Origin of the sequence: Geobacillus sp. WSUCF1, assembly GCF_000422025.1 — a bacterium.
GTDB lineage: Bacteria > Bacillota > Bacilli > Bacillales > Anoxybacillaceae > Geobacillus > Geobacillus zalihae.
In genome coordinates this window covers 1-1,423 of the sequence record NZ_ATCO01000278.1, presented here as the reverse complement: position 1 = coordinate 1,423, position 1,423 = coordinate 1, and the positions used below count along the sequence as shown (strand labels likewise).

Sequence of the window (1,423 nt, the reverse complement as noted above, 5' to 3'; positions counted from 1 at the left end):
AAGGAATATAATATATTTAAAGTATTATCTGTTGAAAAGTCATCACAAATTACTATTTCGTAAGGTTTATAAGATTGATTAACTAGACTATTCATTTGTTCCTCTAAATACTTTTCTCCATTATAAGTACACATAGCTATAGATACTTTGTATTCCTTCATTTTTTTAAAACTCCTAAAAATCCTTGTTTTTTAATAAATTCTACATATACAACCATAGAAACAGTTAATAATATCTCTGTTATTAATAATGAAAATGATGCTCCCCATAAGTTAAAATTTAGTGTAAGGATGTAACTTAATACAGGCAAGGATATATCATTAGTGATTATTAGATATTTAAATACTTTTTCTAGATATAAATTTAACATTATTTGAGTACCATAAATATTATTTATATAAATACTAAGCGGAATAAATGCCATAATAAGAAGTAGGTATTGAATCTCAATATTCTCTTCTCCCGTCATTACCAAGACAATAACATTTGAAAATACAACCATTCCTACTCCAGCTAACATAAATACCAAACTACCGATAAAGAGAAATTTCTTTAAGTATTTAATAGCAACATCATTTGATTTCTTAAATAATTTCGCACTGACTGGGTATAAAGCATTACTTACAGGGGCAACCATTGATGCAACCGTCCTCATTATTCTCTCTGCAATTGAATAGAGACCGACCTGTTCAGGAGTTAGTAATAACCCTATAATAAAAATATTACTGTTAGAAAATAATGTTGTAGCACCCTGAGCAACAAATAAATCCCATCCTTTTTGTAATTGTGTTTTAATAGTTATAAGATCAGGAAAAAAAAAATTTAAACTTAAATTCTATTTTTATGATTATAAAACTGATGATAGAACCTAATAAACTACTACCGGAAATAATTAAATATGCTAAAAACAGATCGTTTGCTTTTTTAACAAAAATCAACAATAGTATCAAAGATATTAATCGTGAAAATAAACTTATTAAAGTGAATAATCTCAGTCTCTCAATCCCCTGAAAAAACCAATTAGTGTAAATCACTTCAGAAATTAATGTTATTAATAATAATAGATAAACAGAGTAATTAGCTTTAGTAATAGGAATCAGTAGACCTACAATTAGAAGAAAAGGTATTGAAATAATAAAAAGTAACAATTTTATACAAATAACATTACAAAATATATTATTTAACTCCTTATTATTTTCTTTATTGACTGCAATATCCCTTGGACCTGATAAATTAAAACCGTAGTTTATGAACAAAACAAAATACGAACTAATCGTTTGAATCAGAGAAAGAACTCCATAATTCGCTATCCCTAGTACTCTAACTAAATAAGGCATAGTAATTAAAGGAAATAGGTACATGCTCACTCTTAAAACAAATAAGTAAATTATGTTAATAAATATTCTATCTAATTTAATTTTTT

Annotated in this window: 3 protein-coding genes; all 3 read right to left on the bottom strand. The window is 25.9% G+C overall.

Annotation, left to right across the window (positions count from 1 at the left end; translation table 11 throughout):
* A partial coding sequence (locus tag I656_RS20065; RefSeq protein ID WP_369770222.1) for a glycosyltransferase occupies window positions 1–134 on the bottom strand: 134 nt, incomplete at its 3' end.
* A 23-nt stretch (window positions 135–157) separates the two neighbouring features.
* Window positions 158–796 (bottom strand): oligosaccharide flippase family protein, encoded by a 639-nt coding sequence (locus I656_RS19820; protein ID WP_255348561.1) that lies wholly within the window; start codon window positions 794–796, stop codon window positions 158–160.
* Window positions 797–806: 10 nt separating this feature from the next.
* Window positions 807–1,423: oligosaccharide flippase family protein (locus I656_RS19815; protein WP_033006982.1), on the bottom strand; the 617-nt coding region annotated here is incomplete at its 5' end.